The 16,895-nt window shown below is 38.7% G+C and carries 22 protein-coding genes and 1 tRNA gene; 9 read left to right on the top strand and 14 right to left on the bottom strand.

Translation table 11 applies throughout. From position 1 onward, the window contains the following. Positions 1-2: 2 nt before the first annotated feature. Positions 3-722, bottom strand: coding sequence for a 2,3,4,5-tetrahydropyridine-2,6-dicarboxylate N-acetyltransferase (gene dapD / locus AC0VYO_RS08880; RefSeq protein ID WP_194221255.1), 720 nt, complete (start codon positions 720-722; stop codon positions 3-5). A 96-nt stretch (positions 723-818) separates the two neighbouring features. Beyond that, positions 819-1,676 carry a LysR family transcriptional regulator gene (locus AC0VYO_RS08875; RefSeq protein ID WP_430241969.1) on the bottom strand — a complete coding sequence of 286 codons (858 nt, stop codon included), beginning with the start codon at positions 1,674-1,676 and terminating at the stop codon, positions 819-821. Positions 1,677-1,812: 136 nt separating this feature from the next. Here AC0VYO_RS08875 and AC0VYO_RS08870 point away from each other — a divergent pair, with 136 nt between their 5' ends. Together AC0VYO_RS08870 and AC0VYO_RS08865 are read left to right on the top strand one after the other, a co-directional pair. Next, on the top strand, positions 1,813-2,553 hold the full coding sequence (locus tag AC0VYO_RS08870) for a sulfite exporter TauE/SafE family protein (protein WP_475368884.1): 741 nt from the start codon (positions 1,813-1,815) through the stop codon (positions 2,551-2,553). 11 nt (positions 2,554-2,564) lie between these two features. Then, the gene (locus AC0VYO_RS08865; protein ID WP_475368883.1) at positions 2,565-2,945 is read left to right on the top strand and encodes a VOC family protein; all 381 of its coding nucleotides are present in this window, start codon (positions 2,565-2,567) and stop codon (positions 2,943-2,945) included. On the opposite strand, the gene AC0VYO_RS08860 is transcribed toward AC0VYO_RS08865, so the two are convergent. The 5 genes from AC0VYO_RS08860 to AC0VYO_RS08840 all read right to left on the bottom strand — a co-directional run bounded on the left by AC0VYO_RS08860 (position 2,940) and on the right by AC0VYO_RS08840 (position 7,178). Beyond that, positions 2,940-4,466, bottom strand: a complete 1,527-nt coding sequence (locus AC0VYO_RS08860) for an MDR family MFS transporter (RefSeq protein ID WP_475368882.1) — start codon at positions 4,464-4,466, stop codon at positions 2,940-2,942. The genes AC0VYO_RS08865 and AC0VYO_RS08860 overlap by 6 nt on opposite strands. Before the next feature lie 51 nt (positions 4,467-4,517). Beyond that, entirely contained in the window at positions 4,518-4,973 is a 456-nt protein-coding gene (gene cbpB, locus AC0VYO_RS08855; protein WP_430241979.1) for a cyclic-di-AMP-binding protein CbpB, read from the bottom strand. Positions 4,974-5,071: 98 nt separating this feature from the next. Continuing rightward, a complete protein-coding gene (locus tag AC0VYO_RS08850; RefSeq protein ID WP_475368881.1) occupies positions 5,072-5,803 on the bottom strand; it encodes an SDR family NAD(P)-dependent oxidoreductase in 732 nt (243 codons plus the stop codon). 11 nt (positions 5,804-5,814) lie between these two features. Beyond that, the gene (gene corA / locus AC0VYO_RS08845) at positions 5,815-6,888 is read right to left on the bottom strand and encodes a magnesium/cobalt transporter CorA (RefSeq protein WP_226612668.1); all 1,074 of its coding nucleotides are present in this window, start codon (positions 6,886-6,888) and stop codon (positions 5,815-5,817) included. Positions 6,889-7,019: 131 nt separating this feature from the next. Beyond that, on the bottom strand, positions 7,020-7,178 hold the full coding sequence (locus AC0VYO_RS08840; protein WP_430241985.1) for a hypothetical protein: 159 nt from the start codon (positions 7,176-7,178) through the stop codon (positions 7,020-7,022). A 172-nt stretch (positions 7,179-7,350) separates the two neighbouring features. Between AC0VYO_RS08840 and AC0VYO_RS08835 the strand changes: the two genes are divergently transcribed. Beyond that, complete coding sequence (locus tag AC0VYO_RS08835) at positions 7,351-7,500, top strand: hypothetical protein (protein ID WP_226612666.1); 150 nt, start codon at positions 7,351-7,353, stop codon at positions 7,498-7,500. Positions 7,501-7,536: 36 nt separating this feature from the next. On the opposite strand, the gene AC0VYO_RS08830 is transcribed toward AC0VYO_RS08835, so the two are convergent. The 3 genes from AC0VYO_RS08830 to AC0VYO_RS08820 form a co-directional block, all read right to left on the bottom strand. After that, positions 7,537-7,908: a VOC family protein gene (locus tag AC0VYO_RS08830; RefSeq protein WP_430242411.1), complete on the bottom strand. Its 372-nt coding sequence runs from the start codon at positions 7,906-7,908 to the stop codon at positions 7,537-7,539. A 1-nt stretch (position 7,909) separates the two neighbouring features. Then, positions 7,910-9,790 carry a PAS domain S-box protein gene (locus AC0VYO_RS08825; RefSeq protein WP_430241987.1) on the bottom strand — a complete coding sequence of 627 codons (1,881 nt, stop codon included), beginning with the start codon at positions 9,788-9,790 and terminating at the stop codon, positions 7,910-7,912. Positions 9,791-9,923: 133 nt separating this feature from the next. Next, positions 9,924-10,742: a VanW family protein gene (locus AC0VYO_RS08820; protein ID WP_475368880.1), complete on the bottom strand. Its 819-nt coding sequence runs from the start codon at positions 10,740-10,742 to the stop codon at positions 9,924-9,926. A gap of 140 nt (positions 10,743-10,882) precedes the next feature. Between AC0VYO_RS08820 and AC0VYO_RS08815 the strand changes: the two genes are divergently transcribed. Together AC0VYO_RS08815 and AC0VYO_RS08810 are read left to right on the top strand one after the other, a co-directional pair. After that, on the top strand, positions 10,883-11,701 hold the full coding sequence (locus tag AC0VYO_RS08815; protein WP_475368879.1) for a hypothetical protein: 819 nt from the start codon (positions 10,883-10,885) through the stop codon (positions 11,699-11,701). A 15-nt stretch (positions 11,702-11,716) separates the two neighbouring features. Continuing rightward, positions 11,717-12,010, top strand: coding sequence for a DUF3892 domain-containing protein (locus AC0VYO_RS08810; protein WP_430241993.1), 294 nt, complete (start codon positions 11,717-11,719; stop codon positions 12,008-12,010). Positions 12,011-12,106: 96 nt separating this feature from the next. Here the strand turns inward: AC0VYO_RS08810 and AC0VYO_RS08805 are convergent. After that, a tRNA-Val gene (locus tag AC0VYO_RS08805) sits at positions 12,107-12,182 on the bottom strand. Positions 12,183-12,281: 99 nt separating this feature from the next. Further along, on the bottom strand, positions 12,282-12,836 hold the full coding sequence (locus AC0VYO_RS08800) for a phosphatidylglycerophosphatase A family protein (RefSeq protein WP_194221240.1): 555 nt from the start codon (positions 12,834-12,836) through the stop codon (positions 12,282-12,284). Positions 12,837-12,953: 117 nt separating this feature from the next. Between AC0VYO_RS08800 and AC0VYO_RS08795 the strand changes: the two genes are divergently transcribed. The 4 genes from AC0VYO_RS08795 to AC0VYO_RS08780 all read left to right on the top strand — a co-directional run bounded on the left by AC0VYO_RS08795 (position 12,954) and on the right by AC0VYO_RS08780 (position 15,565). Further along, positions 12,954-13,676 carry an alpha/beta hydrolase gene (locus tag AC0VYO_RS08795; protein ID WP_371017504.1) on the top strand — a complete coding sequence of 241 codons (723 nt, stop codon included), beginning with the start codon at positions 12,954-12,956 and terminating at the stop codon, positions 13,674-13,676. 108 nt (positions 13,677-13,784) lie between these two features. Then, positions 13,785-14,300 carry a YjcG family protein gene (locus AC0VYO_RS08790; RefSeq protein ID WP_194221238.1) on the top strand — a complete coding sequence of 172 codons (516 nt, stop codon included), beginning with the start codon at positions 13,785-13,787 and terminating at the stop codon, positions 14,298-14,300. Beyond that, complete coding sequence (locus AC0VYO_RS08785) at positions 14,300-14,722, top strand: GNAT family N-acetyltransferase (RefSeq protein WP_475368878.1); 423 nt, start codon at positions 14,300-14,302, stop codon at positions 14,720-14,722. The genes AC0VYO_RS08790 and AC0VYO_RS08785 overlap by 1 nt, the downstream gene beginning before the upstream one ends. A gap of 162 nt (positions 14,723-14,884) precedes the next feature. After that, on the top strand, positions 14,885-15,565 hold the full coding sequence (locus AC0VYO_RS08780; protein WP_475368877.1) for a DUF421 domain-containing protein: 681 nt from the start codon (positions 14,885-14,887) through the stop codon (positions 15,563-15,565). A gap of 23 nt (positions 15,566-15,588) precedes the next feature. Here AC0VYO_RS08780 and AC0VYO_RS08775 read toward each other — a convergent pair whose 3' ends face one another. Both AC0VYO_RS08775 and AC0VYO_RS08770 read right to left on the bottom strand, forming a co-directional pair. Beyond that, positions 15,589-15,825 (bottom strand): hypothetical protein, encoded by a 237-nt coding sequence (locus AC0VYO_RS08775; protein ID WP_475368876.1) that lies wholly within the window; start codon positions 15,823-15,825, stop codon positions 15,589-15,591. Between the two features lie 80 nt (positions 15,826-15,905). Next, positions 15,906-16,805: a hypothetical protein gene (locus tag AC0VYO_RS08770; RefSeq protein WP_475368875.1), complete on the bottom strand. Its 900-nt coding sequence runs from the start codon at positions 16,803-16,805 to the stop codon at positions 15,906-15,908. Positions 16,806-16,895 lie beyond the last annotated feature (90 nt).

Here is a 16,895-nt window from a genome sequence, read left to right as displayed (position 1 = left end):
AATTAATCGTTTTGAAGCTGACGAAGCTCTTTTTTGATTTCTGTTTTCGAGCGAGTTTGGTCATCAATTTTCTTAAGAACGCGTGCCGGAGTTCCTGCAACTAGTGTGTACTCAGGAACATCTTCAGTCACAATAGCACCAGCGGCTACAACAGATCCTTTTCCTACTTTAACGCCTTCTAGAACGACTGCGTTCGCACCAATCACAACGTCGTCTTCGATGACAACCGGGCTAGCAGAAGGTGGCTCAATAACGCCTGCAAGAACAGAACCTGCCCCAATATGACAGTTCTTACCGACAGTTGCACGTCCACCAAGAACTACGTTCATGTCGATCATAGTTCCTTCACCTACAACAGATCCGATATTGATCATCGCACCCATCATAATAACAGCATTATTGCCAATTTCAACTTGATCACGAATAACAGCACCTGGCTCGATTCGCGCTTGAATTCCTTTAAGATCAAGCATTGGAATAGCTGAATTACGACGATCATTTTCTACTACATAATCTTCAATATTGGAAGCTTCAGACTCAAGTGCTTTCTTAATGTCTTTCCACTCACCAAAAAGAACACCAGTGTTCCCTGTAATGAATGACTTCGTGTTGCTACCAAAGTCGATTCCCTCAAGGTTCCCCTTAATATGTACTTTCACAGGAGTAGATTTCTCACTGTTTTGAATAAAGCTAATAATTTCGTTTGCATCCATCATTTTCATGGTGTATTTCCTCCTTTGTTCATCATGCTTATACAAGCACAGCATGTTACTCATTTTATCGTACATGATCGATCACGTGAAGTCTAATCTTACAGGCTATTCACTTAATAATTCTACAAACTTCTGAACCTGCTTCAATTGCATCGCGGTATCATTTGTTAATAACCAGGTATCACGCTTTAATGGCAATCCTTCACCATCTTTAAGTGGAATCCGAAAATATTCTTTATCATTCTCTGTAATGCTGATGGAAGGTAAGATAGCGTAGCCAATCCCATTTAACGCCATTTGTTTACACGTTTCGATTTGATCAACGACAATTGTTTTCTTTGGAGGCGCAAATGATTGGGTTTGCCACCACTCCTGTATTTCTTGAAAATAAGTAGAGTCACTTTTAAATTGAATAAATGGTTTTTCTGTTTCTCGCAATTCTTCCATTGATTTAATGGACGTATCGACCAAATAGAGCTCATCTGAAATCAAATACTGACTTCTCCCTCTCCAATCGGGCTTTCCTCGAATAATTCCAATATGAATATCATCTTCGTACAAGTACCGTAATATGTCACTACTCCATCCTGTAACTAGCGATATTTTGACACTGGGATAGTGCTCAACAAATTTCTTTAGCACCGCTGGAAGCCAGTACTGTCCGATGATAGATGCTACCGCTAGTTTCAGCGTTCCATGCACTTCCGAGCTTAGCGCTGTCAATGCTTCAAATACTTTTTCTTCTCTCCGAATCGTATCATTAGCAAAAGCGATAATCCGTTCACCCGCGGGCGTAATCGTTAATCCTTTTTGCGAACGAAGAAAAATCGGTATCCCCCATGCCTTTTCAATCGATTGAAGGCGTTGACTTAACGCCGGCTGAGATACGTAAAGTCGCTCAGCCGCTCTTCGCATATTCGCTTCCTCCGCTAAGATCGAAAGAACCTGATATTCTGAGCTCATTAAAAGGCCCCCTTTCTTATAAATCTCCATTTACTCATAAGTAAATCTTATTGTAATTCATCATTATAATCTAATTTCATTATGGATTAAAGAAGACTATACTATGACATGAGATATTTTCGATGGAGATGATCATATGGAATGGCTTTTCTTATTTGGCATTGGTCTTATTGCCACGTTTGTTGGAACCTTGTCTGGCAGCGGAGGACTTATTAACTTTCCCTCGATGATGTTACTCGGTCTTCCCATTCATTCAATTATTTCAGCAAATAAGTTTTCAAATATGCTTAGTTCATTTTCTAGCTTTTTCGTTTTATTAAAGAGGAAGGAACTCTCCATGAAAGAAGCACTGAAAACAGGACCTATCGCTTTAACTGGTGGGGTCCTCGGTGGATTGTTTGCCTCGTCACTATCCCAACAGGCGCTGCAACTATTCGCCGGAGGAATGCTTCTTGTTGCCTTAACTTTATCATTTATGAAAAAGAAGGAATCAATTCATTTATCACATAACGTTCCTACCAAAGCACTCCCGTTCGTTGGTCTAATAGGATGGTATGATGGTACGTTCGGCCCTGGACAGGCGACTCTTCAAATGCACTTATTTCGTCACAGCGGCATCTCCTACCTTGCTTCAATAGGTCTAACACGATTTAATACCTTCTTAAGTTGTACAGGGGCTGTCATGGTCTATTCACTTAGTGGTCACCTTAACATGGCGATCGCGGTCCCACTTGCGGCTGGCTCTATCACTGGAGCACAAATTTCTGTTCGAATGGCCAATAAACTTTCTCTTGTGCAAATAAACTGGTTGCTTCGCTCCATGACCATTTTGTTGATTCTACAAGTATGCTACAGCTTATTTAAAACACAATTTTAGGAGTGATTAACATGGTTATCGATTATATTCGTCTCCACCACCTTCAAATTTGTATACCAAACGACCAGGAGGAACTTGCGAGGAATTTCTATATAGGGATACTTGGCTTTGAAGAAATCGAAAAACCAGCTGTTTTAAGAAAAAACGGAGGCTTCTGGTTAAGAGCAGCAGACATTGAATTACATGTTGGGACCGAAAGTACTATTGTGCCAGGGAAAAGACATCCTGCCTTTGAAATTCATAATCTGCTAGAAGCAAAGGCACATTTAGAAAAACACCACATCCCAATACAAAAAGAAAAACCAATCGAAGGATATCAGCGTTTTAGCTTTTATGATCCCTTTCAAAACCGAATTGAATTCATTTCACGTATAGGAAAACCCGGCTTATGAGCGAGCCGGGTTTTGTTTCTTATCAGGCTTTGGAATAAAGAGTACTAGCAGAAAGCTTAAGAGTGCCATGACTGCAACTCCTCCATACACCCATTTTAAAGAGGTTGTGAGTCCGTTCTGCAACAAATCAAGCACAGCTGGATCAAGGCTGTTACGCTTAGTTTCATCAAGTAATTGATTGGCTGTATTAAGGTTCACATCTTCTCCCGAAGAGCGGTTCGTTAAATATTGTTGAAGGCGGCTGTTTAAAATACCGCCAAGTAGCGCAGCACCGACTGCACTTCCAAGCGTTCGCATGAACATATTTGAAGCTGTCGCAATTCCTCGCTGTTTCCAAGAAACTGAGCTTTGGATGGCTACAATAAATGTTGTAGACGTTAACCCCATGCCAACACCGATAAGAAATGAACCAAAACCTGCAAAAATTGGTCCTAATGCTGGCGTCATCAACAGATAGATCACCGAACCGCTAATAAGTGAAATTCCTCCAACGACTGATGTAATCCTAAATCCGATTTTTATGACGAGTTTCCCTGCTATAGTAGACGCAATTGGCCATCCTATCGACATCGTCGTAAGCGTAAATCCTGCTACAATAGGAGATTTCTCCATTACTCCCTGAACAAATGTCGGAAGAAAACTAGAAACACCAATCAAAATCATGCCCGTCGTAAACGTTACTGAATTCGATATGGCGATAACCGGATCGCGCCATATACCAAGAGGCATTAGCGGCTCTTTCGCTTTAAGTTCGACTCTAAAAAAGATCGCCATAGCTACGAATGATGTACTTAGAAGGGTGAGGATAGGTAAGGAAGTCCACTTCCAGTGAACGCCTCCTTCAATCAAGACGACCATCAATGCACTGATCGATACAAGCAAAAGGATGGCACCAGAGTAATCAATCGATTTCCGTTCTTTATCAATCGATTCATGAAGCAAGAGAACAACGCCAACTAACGATAGAACTCCGAGAGGAATGTTCATCCAGAAAACCCATGACCAATCAATGTACTGAACAAAAATACCGCCTAGAGCCGGGCCTGCGATAGCCGATATTCCCCACACGCTAGCAAGATACCCTTGAATCTTTGCCCGCTCCTCCATCGAATACATATCACCCACAATTGTAAGTGCTATTGGTTGTACGGCCCCTGCTCCAATTCCTTGAATAAGCCTGAAAAGGATAAGCGCTTCCATCGACTCCGCAAATCCACATAATAAAGATCCTATTAAAAAAATGACAATACCGATCGAATAGATCGGTTTCCTACCAAAGAGATCTGAAAGTTTACCAAAGATAAGGACCGTAATTGCAGACATTAATAAATAGGCTGAGAAAACCCAGCTAAACGTCGAGAATCCACCAAGATCGCTCACAATACCAGGCATCGCTGTTGAAACGATTGTTCCTTCGATCGCTGCCATGAACATTCCAATAATAATGGCTCCAAGTACGAATGGTCGATTGGTTTCCTTGTTTTGGATACTTGATGTGATTTGATTTGTTAGCGATTTCATTTTATTCATCCCCATATGTAAAAATCCCGGTAATAGTACCGGGATAAATGCTTAAGACTGTCTAACTGATGACTCATGCAAATAACGATTAACAAACTTAAGTAGCGCTCTTCTTGTTAGAATGCCTTTAAAGATATTCTCATCATCGACTACACAAAGGAAAGGATGATCAATTGCTAGCTTTAACCCTTTGAAAAAACCGTCCTTTTCATTAATACAAGGTATTTCTGTATTCATAACTTCTTCAACAACTAATTCACTTAATTTCTCAAATTCAATTCGTTCGATGCCTAGAATTGAATCAAGGATGAGCGGCTGACTAATTAATCCCTTTAGACGGTATTCAGTATCTAATACCGGGATAGACGAATAGCCTGATTTAATCAAAATAAGCATCGCGTGCTCCAAAGGATTCGTCAGCTGAACATGTGCTACTTTTTCTGCTGAAATCACAAGATCTTGAATTCCTGTTTCATACAAATTAGGTAATTCCATATGTTTTGCCATTTAAAACGTCCCCTCAAGCATGATTCGCCCTGTAATTTTTCTCTAATGAAGGTCTGTTATTATAGTAACATGAATGGGGATTGTCCGTTAACTATTGATTAATGTTCATAAATCATTTTACGAGTCATACCTCCATCAACGACTAAATTCTCACCTGTGACAAAATCATTTTCTTCATTCGTTAGGAAGAGACAGGCACGTCCAATATCTGATGGCTTTCCAACTCTTTTGGATAGATGCTGCTCATGATCCACGTCACGTAAGGCATCATAGTCTTCTACTTCAATCCAACCCGGGCTAATTGAATTGACAGTAATATGATCATCTGCAAGGGACACTGCTAGCGCATGAGAAAGCGCTACGATTCCTCCCTTAGTAGCAGCATATGCTTCACTGTTCGGTTCTGACATCGTCGCTCTCGTTGATGCAATGTTAACGATTGAGCCACCGTTATTTCTTCTCATAAGATGAGCAGCGGCACGAGACCCAAGGAATACGCTTCGTAAATTGGTGTTGATGACGTTATCCCACTCTTCTACACCTAGTTCATCCATATGTTTAAATGCTGTTAGGCCAGCATTATTGATTAAGATATCTAGTTGCCCATACTTCTCTTCAACTTTATGAAAAAGCTGTTTAATGGATTCTGGTTTACTTACATCTGTTAAGATAATGTCACCATAACCTCCATGCATTAATTCTGCTGTTTCTTTGCAACCTTCTTCATTCACATCGGCAAGAACAACGCGATAGCCTTTATCGGCATAAGCAATCGCAACTCCCCTACCGATTCCATGTCCAGCACCTGTTACTACAACGACTTTTTGCATCAAATAACCTCCTAAAACCAGTTTTTACGTTTGAAATAAACGAGCATTAAACCAGTTATGATAATCATGACAATCCATACGGCTGGATAACTCCATTCCCAGCTTAGCTCCGGCATGTTTTTGAAATTCATGCCATAAATTCCTGCTATGAATGTTAACGGAATAAAGATTGTTGAAACAATCGTTAGTACTTTCATAATCTCGTTCATTTTCATACTTAAGCTGGAATAGTACACATCCAGTAAACCGTAAAGTTGGCCTCGAGAAGTCTCCACCATATCATTTGCTTGGACAATATGATCGTGAATATCCTGCAAATAAAAGGAAATGTCCTCTTTTATATAAGGGACTTTCCGATTAATTAATTTGTTCACGACTTCTCTAACTGGCCAAACCGTTTTCTTAAGCTGCAGAATTGTATTCTTATATTGATTAATATCTTGTAATGAATGATTATCAGGATCTTCCATAATCATTCCTTCTAACTCAGCTATACGATCATCCATTTCATCCATAATGATCAAGTATTGATCAAAGATTACATCAAGTAGGGAATAGTAAAGAAAATCCGCCCCACTCTTTCGAATTCTCCCTTTGCTTTCCTGAAGTTGTAAACGAACTGGATCAAATAAGTCACCGCGCTTTTCCTGAAAAGTGACGACTGTGTTCTCCATTAATATAAAACTCACCTGTTCGATGTCAAGATCAGTACTTTCAGGTGATAAATCAAGCATCTTTACAATCGAAAGTAAGTGATCTTCAAAAAAGTCTATTTTCGGTCGATGATCCGTATTTAAAATATCCTCTGTCGTTAAAGGATGAAGTCCTAATTTTTTACTAATCTGATCTACCAACTGAACATTATGTACTCCATTTACATTAATCCAAGCTACTTGATCAGAGTCAATCAATGTCTTTATTTTATCTATCGAAACATCTTCAAACTCTTCCATTCCATGAGAGTCAAATGCGATAGCTGAAACAGTGACTTCCTCCGTTTGCTCATCTCCTATATAAACAAGCGAGCCTGGGGGCATTCCTTTTTTTTGAGTTCGATTTCTTCTAAGTTTTGTACGAATCCCCATTTGATTCCACCTCAATTCTCTTCTAAAATACCCTAAATTAATGTATTGAAAACACGAAAATCTTTTCAATTCTCCTGTTTAGACGCATGTCCAACAATAATTCAGCATAAAAAAAAGCCCATTAAAAAGGGCTAAAGCACATCTTCTTTACGAATGATCTCTTCATACTTTTTCCAGAACATTTCAAGATCAGACTTAGAGGAATCTGTCTTAATAGCATTCCACACAACTATCATAAATAAAGCAAGTCCAAGAAATAAAGCGGCTAATGATAATAGTACAGCTACCATCAAATCCCCCCTAAACGGTTCTTTCCATTTTATGATGGTAAATGCACTAAAATGTTAGAATAAACAGATAATACTTGATTCTTTTTTCTAACTAGGTTATGTTACGAAAAACATCTTTTTCATCAAACAAGCACTTATTATCAAAAAGCAGAGTATAAGGAGGAGCATTATCATGGATCACTCTCGAAAAGATATTAAACAAATTGAAGAAAAGGCTAAAGAAGATCAGCGCCGTGCCGAGAAAGCCAAAAAAGTTGTGAAAGAAGCACAAAAAAGCGCCAATCCACAAAGAGAACACAACGAATTCTCATCGAAACAATAACAAAAGGACGCCTTCTAATTGGAAGGCGTCCTTTTGTTATTGTTCTGTATTCAATTCAATCAGATTGCCATCAGGATCAGAAACAAAAATTTGGGCAAAACCACTTTTACTCGTTGGATTCTCATAAACCTCTATCTTTTTTTCACGCAGCCACTTCAACGTATTATCATAACTAGTAACACGAAAAGCGAAATGCCCTTCCCTGGATGATAATGAGGTTGAACCGCGAAGCGTATTAGCATCAGGATACACAATTAAATGAAGCTGTTGTTGACCGATTTGAAACCAGGCGCCTGGAAAATCAAAATTGGGGCGCTTCATTTCTTTCAAGCATAATATATCTTTATAAAACTTTTTTGCCCGTTCAAGGTCTGTTACCGCCAAACTAACATGATGAATTTGCTGCACTTCAATCAATTTTGTCCCTCCCGCTCTTTACTTCTTGATTCTCTTGATTACTACCTAACTTTTGACTTGAAGGTAAACTAATTCGAAAAACAGTTCCTTTGCCCTCTTGGCTAGTAACATCAATGCAACCACCGTGTTCCTTAATCACTTTATAGCTTACCATTAATCCTAGACCAGTTCCTTTTTCAGAAGTTTGGTAGTAAGGTTCACCCAGTCGATTAATCAGATGCTTGGGTATTCCCTCGCCTTGATCTTCTACTTCCACAATCACTTCTTTTTCTCTATTTTCCAAAAGACTGATTCTAAGTTGACCGCCATGCGGCATGGCTTCAATACCATTATTCATAATGTTCATAATGACCTGCTTAATGTGTGAACTGATACAAACGCACTGAATATCCGTATGACTATAAACTTCAATTATATCAATACTACACTCAGCAGCCTTTTTCGATAGGCGCTCAATTAAATCTCTCATTAGATGATTCATGTGAACCGTTTCGTACGAGACAAACTCTCTTTTTGATAGAAGAAGAAATTCATTTATCGTCTCCTCTAGCTGTTCCATTTCACCCCCAACTACTTTAAGAAGTTCTTGATTAACCGCTTCATTTCCATCCAGCATTTGAAGAAAACCTTTCACTGTTGATAACGGGTTTCTAATTTCATGGGCTACCCCTGCCGCAAGATCACCAAGAACATGGCTTGTTTCCGTCTTACGTAGATGTTCTTCCGCATTCTTAATCTGTGTCACATCTCGAATAATGACAAGATGATGCTCAGGATAGATGTGGTAGCTTAGTGTAAAACTAAATGTTTGAACGACACCTGTTTGATCGTTCATTCTTTTTCCTTCGCCGCTTCTCCCTAATTCAGCAGGATGGTCCCAAGTAATATCACATTCTTTTTCTAATGAAGAATAATGCTTATCAACGACCTCGTTCTCTTGTAATTGAAATAGTTCACAAAATGCCCCATTAACTTTTACAATGATTCCTTTTTCATTTAGGATAGCCATACCATCTAAAGCTCTTTCGAACAATTGACGAAACCGCTCTTCACTTCGCTTTAGTTCTGAGAACATTTGTTTTCTCTCTGTAATATCACGGTATATGGTTAAGTACAAATCTCCATATCCGCTTTTCTTCGTTGTAAACTCAAGCTGTTTCTTTTCTCCACCGAGCATTGTGAATTGAAGATCGCCTCGAATTTCACCTTGTTCTTCTAACATTATTTGAAACGATTTTCCCGCCTTAATATCCACGCCTTCAAGAAAATCAAACAAATTATACGTTTTCAAATCATTTAAGCTTACCTTAAAGATCTGACAAGCAGCAGGATTCGCGTCTACGATCATCCGATCTTTGTCCCAAATTAAAATACCATCTAACGCATTTTCAAAAATGTTCGTGAATTTATCTTTGCTTTCCATCAACTGGTCAAACAATACCTGTTCTTCGGTAACATCGCGAATTATTGATAAATTATAATCTCGATAGGCTTTATACGTTATCGATAATTCAACGGATTTCCGTTTGCCATTCTCAAGGAGAACAGGAAGCTTCTCCACTACATATCCCTTGTCAATCAAATTCTTTCTCATTTTTTCCAATGTTTCAAGCCCCTGAGGTGCAACATGATGTCCAAGCTTCATAGATTGAATCGATTCCATATCAATTTCAAAAATATCACAGCATGCCTGGTTGATTTCAATCAAGTTTCCCTCTTGATCTGAAAGCGTCATGCCATCTCTAGAATGATTAAAAATATGATCAAGCTTTCGACTTTTTTCAATCAATTCGAGCTGAAGATCATTTTTTTCCAGTTCAGAGCCGTCTTCAAGCATGGAAAATGTTTGCTGATTTGGTTTTTTATATTCCATACGCGGTCTCCCTTTATGTGTAATAGTCTCATTATACCATCTCGGGGCGTTGAACATAGTATTTAACTCCTAGAGTCATCATTTTACTGTATGATTTAATATCCTTTTCCTTTATCGAATACAACTGAGCCATTTACATATCTTCAGATGAATAAACATGAATGACTACTGACCCTTCGATCGCTTTTGCTCTTATTAGAATCGGCTGATTAAAATCATTTCGAAAGGAAAAATCTGGTCCGTACCAGCTAACCGTAGCATCTCTACCAGGCTTCACATATGGAACACTTCTACTATGGGAATAACGTTCTAAAATATGGACACCAGCCTGATCTACTGCATTAAAAAGAGTAGATGAGACTTGACAAATGCCACCACCAATTCCTTCAGATAACTCTCCTCTTACAATGACTGGAGCTGGTAAATAGCCTTTCTCTTTTGTTCTTTTCCCAACTGTTCGATTGAAAGAAAACGTTTCTCCTGGGAATATTACAGTATTGTTAATCGCCTCAGCCGCTAACATAATATTCTTCGTTCGCTCCAGATTCCCTTTCCTAAAATAAGTAACAAACCCTCCCACTTGTTTTTTTCTAATGGATGATAAAAGCTCTGCGTTTACTTTTGGGTAAAGAATGGTGAGATCTGGTTGAATCCAAGTTGAACTATTGCGGTATAGACTATGAAGCAAATTCTCTCGAAAAGCGCCTCGATGTAACTTGTATCCATTGACTCCATCGACAATAGCTCCTTGATTATCAATGTAGGCATTTACTGGAAACTTTGAGATAGCTACATCTACCTCATCCATTAATTCCTCCACCCGATCAGCTTCATAAAAGGGATAACCAAGGTCTTTTGAAAACAACTCTTCTTTCTTAATCTGATAAGTTTGTGCTCCTTTGTGGTGAATCGTTATGTGATGGTTTGAAAGCGCTGAAAACGCTATGGCCAAAGATAGAAATAAGTGCACCTTTACCATTCCCCCTTCTGAACTCGATCGTAGTATGCTTCATTTTAGGGATTAATAAAATAGCATACATCAGAATCGCTTGAGCAAAATAACTATGATGACTATACACAAGGGGGGAGCTAATGAAGCGTTTATTTACTTGTATCATTTTATTATGTACGCTAGTCATTCCTACACGCGCTATAGCTGCCGAACCTTTTGATCACCTTCTCCCTATCGATAGTGAAATCAAACTTCTGCCATGGGAAAAAGCAAATGAGCTCCTCCCTCGGAAATCGATTTTTACAATGATTGATATTGAAAGTGGGACTTCATTTCAAGTTCAACGGAGAGCTGGTAGTAAGCACGCAGATATACAACCGTTAACGAGTAAGGACACAAAGGTTTTAAAAGCGATTTATCAAGAATGGAGTTGGAAACGAAGGGCTGTCATTGTGCTATACGAAGGGAAAATGATTGCTGCTTCCATGAATGGAATGCCTCATGGAGCTGGCGCATTAGATAATGGATTTAACGGACACTTTTGCCTTCACTTCTTAAATAGCACGACTCATCGCACCCCTACACCAGATCCCGCGCATCACTTAATGATTCTAAAAGCAGGAGGACAGTTAGATCGCTATTTAATGAAGCGGACCCCTGAACAGCTCGTTGATGTTCTCATGCTAGCGATCAATAACACAGATGCTTCTTTATTAAGAAGAATTGTTTCTACACCTTTATCTGAGAACGAATTAATCGACCTCTCTCGCTTGTCGTTTACGAAATGGAAAGTGATCAAAACAGATCAAGCTGAACAACAAGTCAAAACCAGAGTCGAAATTTATATAAAAGATGCTGGTGTTATTACAACAACGATTGATTTCGCTGCACGACAAGATCCGATCACAAACAAATGGCAACTCGAAATACCAAAATTACTCGAAATTTCAAAAGACTAACAAGGAGTGACATAAATGGATCGTTTTGAACAAGCTTATGAAGAGTATGTTAAAAATAGTGAGGCATATCATACTCCACCAGAGGCAAATTCCACCCATATTACGGCCGTCCGCAAAAATGAGGATGGAGATTTAATTGCTTTTAAAACAAACACGGGAGAAGAGCTAGATTATGTCCAGGCTTTAGACGCTGCAAAGAATGGTCAACTTTCGGGGGTAGATGTATTTCAAAAGTATGGTAGAGAAATTATTCGAAGTGAGCCTGATGGTACGAAAGAAAATAATTTCGATCATTTACCAGAATTTTAAGGATGTCCGATCTCACTCCTCCGTTTACTTCTTGAACCAATGCAAAAAAAGCGGCACCTCAATGAAGTTGAGGTGCCGCTTGGAATGTATTATGTATGGTGATCCGTATTGGGCTCGAACCAACGACCTCTACCCTGTCAAGGTAGCGCTCTCCCAACTGAGCTAACGGATCAATTAAGACATTTATAAATATACATGAAGTTCTAAAGAACTGTCAATCCTTTCATGGGAAAATATTAGAAAAAAGGGCACCGAAACGATGCCCTTTCATTTATCCGATTCGTTCTTCTTTATCTCGCTTTTCACGCTCTTCTTTATCAAGGGATTCCTCTCGATCACGCAGACGATGCGCTAGGCGACTAGATGCATTTGCCGCAATGCTTGCGATGAGATCATCAAGGAAGGTATGAACACTTTCCCCTACTTTTGTATCAAGCTTTTCGATGATACCAAATTTTTGTTTATCAAGGTGACCGAATGTCGTAACAGCTATACTACCGTAGCCGAATACAGCACCAAGTGCGATTGTTTCATCAACACCAAATAACCCTTCATCCGTCTCAACAATGGATTGAAGTGGTTCAGAAAGCTTCCCTTGTTCCGCTAGCTTATCTAGTTCAATTCCAACAAGAACCGCATGCTGGATTTCTCGTTTTGTGAGAACAGCCTCAACACTTTCGACACAGTCCTCCATGGAAAGATCATCTACATAAGGGGATTGCATTTCGTAAACAATTTCTGCAATATCCTCGATTGTAACGCCACGTTCTTTTATTAGGGCTTTTGCTGCTGCTTCTGTTTCTCTACTATGGATGCGCTTCTTCATAATAAGACCCCTCTCTGTAAACGATAAATAATTATGTGTTAGAATCATTATATCACTAATGTTTTTTACATTGTCAAACAATCAAACTATTTCAACAATTTTACAGGAGGCACTGCAATGAATCGAGGTACATACAAAGATGAAAGCATCTACAGTCACTATTTAAAAGAAGAAATTCCTTTCCAAGTTTATTTACCATATAATTATTCACCACTATACAAATACTCTTTTCTTATCGCTAATGATGGGAGCGATTACTTTAAATTAGGAAGACTTGGCCGCACAGCCGATGAACTAATTGAAGATGACGAAATAGAAGAGCTCATTATTGTAGGGATTCCCTATAAAAGTGTGGAAGATCGCTGGAGAAAATATCATCCAGACGGAGAGCAGTCAGATGATTATCTTCGTTTTCTTGCGAATGAACTTGTTCCTTATTTAGATGAACAGTATGCTACCTACCATCTTGGTTATGGAAGAGGATTAATTGGGGACTCTTTAGCAGCTACAGTCGCTTTGCGCGCTTCTCTTGACTATCCAAGAACGTTTGGTAGGGCTATCCTTCATTCACCATATGTAGATGAGGCAATCATGAATAAGGTAGAGGACTTTGCTGAGCCTGAGTTGCTATCTCTATACCATATTATCGGAACAGAAGAAACAGAAGTACCTACAACAGATGGGAAAACCAAAAATTTTATTAATCCGAACCGTAAATTAAATAAAATTATAAAGGAAAAAGATTTTGATTATTTCTATGATGAATTCGAAGGCGGTCACCTTTGGAAGAACTGGCAACCGGATATGAAACGCTCTCTTTTACACATGTTTAAACTCTAAGTGAGTCAATCGTTTCTTATTTTTGAATTTTTGGTATAATTATAAATGGAACATTATATGACTTGTCATTAATGGCAATCGAGTATATTAACCAGGAGGGAATGGAATATGAAATACGGCATTGCAATTTTCCCATCGAAAAAACTAGCAGACGTTGCTAACTCCTTTCGAAAACGTTATGATCCGCACTATGCGCTCATTCCACCACATTTGACTTTACGCGAGGGCTTTGATGCAACGGAAGAAGAAATTCAGAAATTAACACCTGTGCTACACAAAATCTCTGATGAGTCTAAACCTTTTTCAATGCATGTTTATAAAGTAGGATCTTTTAATCCTGTTAACAACGTGATTTATTTTAAAGTAAAAGACAATGAAGTTCTTGATGATTTGCATAGAAAGCTAAATCCTGAAGAGGCACTTTCGGAACGTGACTACAACTTTGTGCCTCACATTACGATCGCACAGAACCTTTCGGATGATGAACATTCTGATGTATATGGTAGCTTGCAGATGAAAGATGTTAATCACGAAGAAACGATCGATCGCTTCCAGCTTCTTTATCAATTAGAAAATGGTATGTGGACCGTTTATGAAACGTTCCATCTTGGCAAAGTTCGCTAATGGTAGTTCGTGTTGTGGAAACTGATAAAGAAAGAGACGATGCCTTTAAAGTAAGGTATGAGGTTTTTGTTGAAGAACAAAACGTTCCCGCTGAACTAGAAATAGACGAGTTTGAAGTGGAAGCTACTCACTTTGTGGCATATGACCAGAATTCCCCTGTAGCTGCTGGCCGTTATCGTATGAAAGATCAATTGGCTAAAGTGGAGCGTATATGCGTACTTCTCGAATACCGAAAAACGGGAATTGGTCTACAACTTATGCAAGCAATTGAGAAACATGCAAGTGGGATGAATCTTAAGGGAATGAAGCTTAACGCACAATTAACAGCTGTAGGTTTTTATGAAAGACTTGGATACAATACGGTTTCAGAAGAATTTATGGATGCTGGTATTCCACACGTTACAATGACAAAAAACTTTTGACACTGGTTCTTACCAGTGTCTTTTTTATTGTCATCTTACTCCTCTAAACCAACCATGCAATAGTTATTAAAGTGCAAAATAAATTTTACCTTCCATTTTCAATTTATTTTTTCCTTTTTCGTACATCCTAAGAAAGGAAAACAATATGGAGAAGGTGATCCTTTGAATGTTGGATCAATTACGCTGGAGCTACTTGTCGGCTTTCTTGCATTATTGATTTTAACGAAAGCACTCGGAAAAACTCAAATTACACAAATAACCCCTTTTGATTTTATTTCTTCTCTAGTCCTTGGAGAGCTTGTGGGAAATGCGATATATGATAAGCATGTAAATATATTTTCAATAATGTATTCCGTTTTTTTATGGGGCATATTGATCTACGTTGTCGAATGGGTTACTCAAAAATTTCGCGGGACGCGTTCTTTCCTCGAAGGAAGTCCATCGATCGTCATTCATAACGGCCAGATTAACCGTGTGCAATTAAAGAAGAACAAGCTTGATATTAATCAATTGCAAAATTTATTGCGACAAAAAGATGTTTTCTCGATGAAAGAGGTTGAATTTGCTATTCTTGAAACAAATGGAAGTATTAGTGTTTTAAAGAAATCAGACTATCAAGAGCCCACGAAGCAGGATTTTAATCTCAAATCGGAACGAGGCTATCTTGCTTACTCCATTATCTCTGATGGAAAAGTGGATTGGGGAAATTTGCAGGAAGCTGGTCTTAATGAGGGTTGGCTTCAACAAACATTGAAAGAGCAACACATAGATCACTACCATGAAGTATTGCTTTTAGAATGGAAGAAAGATGAGGGGATTTTCCTACAAAAAGTAAAGACATAAAAAAAGAGCAGAAAAAGCTGCTCTTAAAACCAAGTAAATCCCTTATCATCATCGTCGGTAGCTCTTTCTTCTTTCTTACTTTCGTTTTCTCCACCTGTTTCGTTTGACGAGAAAAACCCCCACGGATCACGACGGCTACTGCGGTTATCATCTGTCTTATACTCATGATCATCTCGCTCTTCTTTTATAATTACTTCATTCGCTTTAATGATAACACGGTCTACATGAATGACTTGCGGTTTTCTCTTCTTCTCAGACATTCTAAATCCTCCCCCTCTTATCCTCTTACTTCACATTATCCTATGCAGGAGGAGGATAGTGGGTATGGGCGCCATCTATATTAGTAGCTCAAGGCTATTTGATTTGAAACTTTTATTTTATAATTCTCTTTTTGAAAATAAACAAATCCTTCAATAATAACAGGCTCTTTAAATTCAGATTTAATTGGGATTTGAAAACTTTCGATCCCGATCTTATCTCCAGGTTTCAATATCACTGGGTGTAACGGAGAAATCCAAATTTCTCCCTTCTCTTTTGATTTCTCTAACCAATCATGATCAGGAAATACCCACTGAATTCGATCGCTTGCATCAACGCCTTTTGTCTCCACATCATCAATGGAATAAATACGCCCTTTTAAGGTAGCGGCCTCTCTCGGCAAAAAGCGAAAGCAAACAAGAGGACTACGCAATTTCGTTGTTCCACAATTTTCAATTTGTAAATCGCCACGAATCATAACCGTCTGCTTATCGCTAATAATTATAGAAGTATTGAAGTAGCTCACAGCGTAAGTCGCAGCTATTTCATCTGTTTCCTTGACTGACTCTGATACTTCTTCGTTCTTTTGATACTGCGCCCGCTTCTCAAGGTTTTTCACTTTTCCTTGATAATGCTGAAGCCGCTTGTCTTTTTCATTGATTTCTATTTGCATCTCTGCAAGAAGGTTTTCATATCCTTGTATCCTTACATCATCTTGCGCAACACTTTTCTTCTCTTCTACTTCTTCCTTAATCAGCACATGCTCTTTTGCCTGGTTTTCAAGCTCTTTTTCTAATAAATTTAACTCTTCCTGCAAATGAGCAATCGTTTTCTCCTGCTCCTTACTTAACTCGATTTGCTTCTCAAGCGAAGCTAATTGATCGTTCGCAAAAATAAGTTCTTTCTCAAGTTCCAGCGATTTTTCTTGAAAATATTTCGTACGTGAAATGAGACGAGAATAACTCAATTTTTCACCCTGCATGGAACCTCCCCCTCTCTTACCAGCGCTACATTCTATATGTATGAGTGATAGGTCTCTTTTCATAACAAAAAAGTGCAGGATATGATCTCC

Source organism: Anaerobacillus sp. 63XJN7_4_ISO-PGPR-S23-413 (assembly GCF_056173725.1).
The sequence above is the reverse complement of the archived record's forward strand: the minus strand, read 5'-3'. Positions and strand labels throughout refer to the sequence as shown.

What these genes read in the sequence shown, in the direction of transcription:
- dapD (WP_194221255.1), bottom strand. Translation starts at nt 722, where the DNA reads ATGAAAATGATGGATGCAAACGAAATTATTAGCTTTATTCAAAACAGT.
- AC0VYO_RS08875 (WP_430241969.1), bottom strand. Translation starts at nt 1,676, where the DNA reads ATGAGCTCAGAATATCAGGTTCTTTCGATCTTAGCGGAGGAAGCGAAT.
- AC0VYO_RS08870 (WP_475368884.1), top strand. Translation starts at nt 1,813, where the DNA reads ATGGAATGGCTTTTCTTATTTGGCATTGGTCTTATTGCCACGTTTGTT.
- AC0VYO_RS08865 (WP_475368883.1), top strand. Translation starts at nt 2,565, where the DNA reads ATGGTTATCGATTATATTCGTCTCCACCACCTTCAAATTTGTATACCA.
- AC0VYO_RS08860 (WP_475368882.1), bottom strand. Translation starts at nt 4,466, where the DNA reads ATGAAATCGCTAACAAATCAAATCACATCAAGTATCCAAAACAAGGAA.
- cbpB (WP_430241979.1), bottom strand. Translation starts at nt 4,973, where the DNA reads ATGGCAAAACATATGGAATTACCTAATTTGTATGAAACAGGAATTCAA.
- AC0VYO_RS08850 (WP_475368881.1), bottom strand. Translation starts at nt 5,803, where the DNA reads ATGCAAAAAGTCGTTGTAGTAACAGGTGCTGGACATGGAATCGGTAGG.
- corA (WP_226612668.1), bottom strand. Translation starts at nt 6,888, where the DNA reads ATGGGGATTCGTACAAAACTTAGAAGAAATCGAACTCAAAAAAAAGGA.
- AC0VYO_RS08840 (WP_430241985.1), bottom strand. Translation starts at nt 7,178, where the DNA reads ATGGTAGCTGTACTATTATCATTAGCCGCTTTATTTCTTGGACTTGCT.
- AC0VYO_RS08835 (WP_226612666.1), top strand. Translation starts at nt 7,351, where the DNA reads ATGGATCACTCTCGAAAAGATATTAAACAAATTGAAGAAAAGGCTAAA.
- AC0VYO_RS08825 (WP_430241987.1), bottom strand. Translation starts at nt 9,790, where the DNA reads ATGGAATATAAAAAACCAAATCAGCAAACATTTTCCATGCTTGAAGAC.
- AC0VYO_RS08815 (WP_475368879.1), top strand. Translation starts at nt 10,883, where the DNA reads ATGAAGCGTTTATTTACTTGTATCATTTTATTATGTACGCTAGTCATT.
- AC0VYO_RS08810 (WP_430241993.1), top strand. Translation starts at nt 11,717, where the DNA reads ATGGATCGTTTTGAACAAGCTTATGAAGAGTATGTTAAAAATAGTGAG.
- AC0VYO_RS08800 (WP_194221240.1), bottom strand. Translation starts at nt 12,836, where the DNA reads ATGAAGAAGCGCATCCATAGTAGAGAAACAGAAGCAGCAGCAAAAGCC.
- AC0VYO_RS08795 (WP_371017504.1), top strand. Translation starts at nt 12,954, where the DNA reads ATGAATCGAGGTACATACAAAGATGAAAGCATCTACAGTCACTATTTA.
- AC0VYO_RS08790 (WP_194221238.1), top strand. Translation starts at nt 13,785, where the DNA reads ATGAAATACGGCATTGCAATTTTCCCATCGAAAAAACTAGCAGACGTT.
- AC0VYO_RS08785 (WP_475368878.1), top strand. Translation starts at nt 14,300, where the DNA reads ATGGTAGTTCGTGTTGTGGAAACTGATAAAGAAAGAGACGATGCCTTT.
- AC0VYO_RS08775 (WP_475368876.1), bottom strand. Translation starts at nt 15,825, where the DNA reads ATGTCTGAGAAGAAGAGAAAACCGCAAGTCATTCATGTAGACCGTGTT.
- AC0VYO_RS08770 (WP_475368875.1), bottom strand. Translation starts at nt 16,805, where the DNA reads ATGCAGGGTGAAAAATTGAGTTATTCTCGTCTCATTTCACGTACGAAA.